6 protein-coding genes are annotated in these 4,500 nt (G+C 41.8%); 2 read left to right on the top strand and 4 right to left on the bottom strand.

Annotated elements, in window-relative coordinates; genetic code table 11:
* The first annotated feature begins 280 nt into the window (after positions 1 to 280).
* Positions 281 to 475, top strand: a complete 195-nt coding sequence (locus WA010_RS08825; RefSeq protein ID WP_422556761.1) for a YgaP family membrane protein — start codon at positions 281 to 283, stop codon at positions 473 to 475.
* A 40-nt stretch (positions 476 to 515) separates the two neighbouring features.
* Positions 516 to 1,133 (top strand): Crp/Fnr family transcriptional regulator, encoded by a 618-nt coding sequence (locus tag WA010_RS08820; protein WP_422556760.1) that lies wholly within the window; start codon positions 516 to 518, stop codon positions 1,131 to 1,133.
* Between the two features lie 27 nt (positions 1,134 to 1,160).
* Here WA010_RS08820 and nrtS read toward each other — a convergent pair whose 3' ends face one another.
* Genes nrtS through WA010_RS08800 form a run of 4 tightly spaced genes read right to left on the bottom strand, consistent with a single transcriptional unit; the run spans position 1,161 to position 4,386 of the window.
* Positions 1,161 to 1,553 (bottom strand): nitrate/nitrite transporter NrtS, encoded by a 393-nt coding sequence (gene nrtS, locus WA010_RS08815; RefSeq protein WP_422556759.1) that lies wholly within the window; start codon positions 1,551 to 1,553, stop codon positions 1,161 to 1,163.
* Complete coding sequence (locus WA010_RS08810; protein ID WP_422556758.1) at positions 1,522 to 3,213, bottom strand: EAL domain-containing protein; 1,692 nt, start codon at positions 3,211 to 3,213, stop codon at positions 1,522 to 1,524. Before WA010_RS08810 ends, nrtS begins: the two co-directional genes overlap by 32 nt.
* Before the next feature lie 38 nt (positions 3,214 to 3,251).
* Complete coding sequence (locus WA010_RS08805; RefSeq protein WP_422556757.1) at positions 3,252 to 3,695, bottom strand: DoxX family protein; 444 nt, start codon at positions 3,693 to 3,695, stop codon at positions 3,252 to 3,254.
* Between the two features lies 1 nt (position 3,696).
* Entirely contained in the window at positions 3,697 to 4,386 is a 690-nt protein-coding gene (locus WA010_RS08800) for a hypothetical protein (RefSeq protein WP_422556756.1), read from the bottom strand.
* Positions 4,387 to 4,500 lie beyond the last annotated feature (114 nt).

The raw sequence follows: 4,500 nt of genomic DNA, 5'->3' as shown, positions 1-4,500 counted from the left end.
CGGAAAAACCATGCGCTCTCCATGCCCAATGGGATGTATGGCGTCAAGAGATGCTGGAGATGTATTCGGCGATGCGCCTCTCAGAAATTACGGATGATGTGCTTCACCGAAAAATTAAACGAATTTAGCCTTTATCTAAACATCGTTAGCCGTCACAATCTTATCCTTAAAATTCGCTTCACCACTTCAGTGTAACTCAGGTTACAGACATCTCTACACTCAAAGCGTTACAATACTCTTACAAATTTAGGGAATCACATTCTCAATCAAGGAATTTATTATGAAATGCAATGCTGGAAAAGTGGATCGCGCCCTTCGGATTATCGCAGGAGTTGCTCTAATCACTTGGGCGGTTATCAGCGGAAATATCTTCGGCTACGCTGGAATTATTTTAGTCATTACGGGTGCAGTTGGATTTTGCCCATTTTATTCGCTACTGGGAATCAACACCGGATGCAAAATCGAAAACGACTGAAACGTCATGTTATAATGCTTCAAACCTATTGAGGCATTATATGGAACTTTCGAAATTTACTTTTTATTCTCATCTATCCCCGACCCTTCGAGCGTTTGTCAATAGCCATGCTCGCCCAATCACTGTAGCAAAAAATACGATTTTATTTTATCAAGGTGACATTTGTAAAGATATTCTTTTCCTAACTGAAGGAAACGTACGATTATATATCCAAAGTGAAGGAGTCGAAGAGATTACCCTCTATACCCTCAAACCACTCGAACAATGCGTCATCAATACAGCAAGCCTTGTCTCGCAAAATGTCGCCATCGGAACCGCCATCACCGAAAACAATATCAGCGGCTATCTCTTAGACCATAACTCGATCCACTCACTCATGACACAAAGCCCTGAGTACCTAAGTTTCATGTTTTCACTTTTTACTGTCCGACTTGCTTCGCTCGCAACACTTGTCGAGGATATAAAATTCAAACGCTTGGATACACGCCTACTGAAATGGATAGAACAACAAAAGTCAAACCGTATCGACATGACTCATGAGCAAATTGCAATCCAACTGGGGACATCTCGCGTCGTCATTAGCCGTCTGCTTAAAGGTTTGGAACATAAAGGAAAGGTTAGATTGGAGCGTGGTACCATAGAACGGCTCACTACTTAATCTCAATATCAATTAGACTAAATTCTCTTATTTAAGTTGCCATTTGGTTTTGAGTCCGCAATGAGCACATTCGGAGATGAGTTCCCCTTTTGTAATGGTGAGCATGGATGTTTTACACCGTTTACAGCGCACTTGAGACGTTACCGGTGAGACATCGCCGATTTTAAACTCAAATCCTATCGATACTGCCGTATAGGTGGAGACCAAAAAAGGGACACAGTAGGTCAACAGCAGTTTCCCCCACGAAACTTTTTCTATCTCCCAAGCTATTAGAGCATCGCCTTGGTTAATCAGATTTAAAATCGTCCCGACGACCAAAGCGATTTTAAGTGCTTTGGAAAATACGGCACCATCTGCGACGATGTCACAAGCGATAATAAATCGTTTTTTAAACAACGAGGGATGGAAGAGGTTTTCCAATGGCGTATCCTTGTAAATAGTCGATTTTCTCATCGATAAGAATCTGTGCTATCACATCACTGGAGACAAATTCGGCAATTGTCTTTGCCCCGATACTGTGAGCATAGTTGTTCATGGTTCGTACCACTTCGAGATGCTGTGAATTAGTATCAATAGTTTGTATCAGGCTACCGTCGATTTTGATGTAATCGACTTCAATTTGCTGTAGTTTGGCAAAGTTTGAATACCCAGTACCAAAATCATCGATGGCGATTTTAAATCCATACTCTTTGAGCTCTTTAAACACACTTAGATACTCATACACCTCTTCATCTTCTAAGATTTCGAGCACAATACGTAATGGAGAAAGCTGTAAAGCTAATAGTTTCTCTACCAACGCTTTACTAAACTTTTCGCTTTGGATATCTTGCATGGTGATGTTGATTGAAAATTGGGTGTCATTTTCGTGAGCTTTGTGAATAATAGCGTCCAACATTGCCATCGTTATTTTCGGCAATAACCCCAGTTGTTTTGCCGGATCTAAAAAAACGATTGGAGGAGTGACAGTATCCCCATCTACGACTCTTGCCAGTGTCTCATATTTTTCTATTTTGTTGCTAGAAGTATTCAAAATAGGCTGAAAATAGGCGGTTAGTTTTGCACTATCTTCGTGGTTTAGGATATGTTTAATCCGTTTCGACCATTCTAGATTTTTCAAATAGCGTTGGTTTATATTTCCTAGTTCATGATAATGCAGCGATTTCACTCCCCGCTTTTTGGCTTCCATCAGCGCCGTCTCTGCCATGGTCAACAGTGAGCGTTCTTTATCGGAGTGCTTGGCATTCCCCATTGTCACTTCCAATGCAAATTCGATCTCATCTATCACGATGTAGCGTTCGATGAAAAAATCGTTTATCATTTCAAAAAGTCGCTCATCTCCGCTAAAAATAGCAAACAAATCCGATTGCACCCGATAAATATCAGTATCTTCCCACTCTTTTAGTTGATCAACCATGTGGGCAAATGATTTGAGAAACCTATCCCCGATTTCATGACCGTAAAAACCGTTGATTTGTCCGAAGTTTTTAATGTCCACGAGGCTCAGCATTCGCATTGGATAGGCTTCCAAATCAATAATGAGCTTTTTACGGTTTGCCATCTGCGTGAGAGGATCACTCAATGCGAGTGTTTTGAGAGCTTCTTCTCCTTGCGCGATCAGTGTGATATCAAATCCATACACCATCACAAAATTATCATGAATATTACCGCGTAAAACCAGTTGATACGTTCGCTCACCCTCACGATATCGGAGTGCGGTTTCACTCTGTGATGCAATCAATTCAGCAGGGGATTGTCTGAGGTCTAGTTGTGAAAAATGATGCAATGATGATAGTGCTGAGTGTGCCGCATCGTTTCGGAAGAGGAGATTTCCCTGATCGCAAAAAATGAGAACGGGTTCGGGGTTGTATTTTGGCAAAACGCTCAAATAGTGATTTTTTTCTTCTATTTTATGATTGATCCCCATCATTTTATACACGGCGCAGCTGTTGGTCGCAACGCTCAAAAAAAGGGCGATAGCGGGAAGTGCAAACAAAGGATGATAAACGATCCCTCCGTACACGCACACCGACCCCAGTGTAAAGCGGATGACTTTATCGAACGAAGTAATATTGTTCCACATACATCTTCCTTTAGAGGTTATAACATTGTTTGATTATATCAATTCTCGCAGCTTTTTTTAGTGAAAAGCCCATCGATACCGTATTTTCCTCCACCATGCGTAGCGAGGACAAAGAGCATCAGCATATAATACAGCGGTATCTCGAACCCATTTTCCCCTGCCGAAAAACCATTAGAAAGATGCACCGTACTAATTGCCACTACCATAATGACCATTAGCGGCAAGGAGATAAAACGCACCCCAAGCCCCAGTGTCAACAGCGCCACCCCCAGTGCCTCCGTGGATGCCGCCATATACGCGTTGAGCAGTGGAAACGGCAATCCCAAATCCTCGCCGAACCATTTGGCAACGGCTCCAATATCCGACCATTTACCCATCATCGGTTCATAAAAACCGTACGCCAAAATTAACCGGATAAAGAGCAATGAAGCATCTTTTCCTTTATCCAGCACCATGTCCATTTTTTCTTTTAATATACACATTTCACACCTCTTTCGTTAAAAATTTTTTCTCACACCACTGTGTCAACAATTGTTCTAGCGGGATTTTTAGATCCTCTGTATCCACTTCATACGCTCTTGAAATTTCACTCAACATTTCATCACTTCGATACGTTTGTAAAAGCATCAATACATCATATCCTAGAGGGGTAATCTCCTCAAAATAGACCTGATTTTCATTAAAATTGTAATAGAGGAGTATCGGATATTCCCCAAATATCTCAAAATCACCCCGATAAACAGGATAATGCAACCGCCTCCAACGTGCCGAATCACTGAGTTGATATTGCCCCACCCATTCGAAGTGTGTTGATCTCATCTCACAACACTCCAAAAGCAGTTCTGCTTCTCCCCACTCCAACCACAACAAATCTCCCAAATACGGTTTGTCTTGCATCAGCGGATTAGCTTTAGCAAATAGACCAAACTCATACGCCATATCGCTCATCAAAACCGACCGTGCGCCTGTCGTTTGAAACGCGCGAATCAGTTCATGCAACTGATCTTCAAACAAAGAGGTAAAAATCGGATAGATATTAGTGATCGTCTCATACAAACGGTGATACACCATATCCCGATAGACTTGATAACGGTTATAAAGAGGATTAATGAGCGGTTCATCACTCTCGATAATCTCGATAAATCGCTCCATTATCGTGGTCTCAGTTGTCATGTCGCCCCTCCCACAATCTTCTTAAGTGTTCGAAACTCTTCCATTAAAACATCTAGCGCAGGTATATTGTTATCCCGCTCAATCATAACGGGGGCTTTATGGGTCGCTAGAGTG

This window comes from Sulfuricurvum sp. (assembly GCF_049305995.1).
In the GTDB taxonomy this organism is placed as follows: domain Bacteria; phylum Campylobacterota; class Campylobacteria; order Campylobacterales; family Sulfurimonadaceae; genus Sulfuricurvum.
The sequence above is the reverse complement of the archived record's forward strand: the minus strand, read 5'-3'. Positions and strand labels throughout refer to the sequence as shown.

Coding starts and splice junctions, on each gene's coding strand:
- WA010_RS08825 (WP_422556761.1), top strand. CDS start 281: ATGAAATGCAATGCTGGAAAAGTGGATCGCGCCCTTCGGATTATCGCA.
- WA010_RS08820 (WP_422556760.1), top strand. CDS start 516: ATGGAACTTTCGAAATTTACTTTTTATTCTCATCTATCCCCGACCCTT.
- WA010_RS08810 (WP_422556758.1), bottom strand. CDS start 3,213: ATGTGGAACAATATTACTTCGTTCGATAAAGTCATCCGCTTTACACTG.
- WA010_RS08805 (WP_422556757.1), bottom strand. CDS start 3,695: ATGTGTATATTAAAAGAAAAAATGGACATGGTGCTGGATAAAGGAAAA.
- WA010_RS08800 (WP_422556756.1), bottom strand. CDS start 4,386: ATGACAACTGAGACCACGATAATGGAGCGATTTATCGAGATTATCGAG.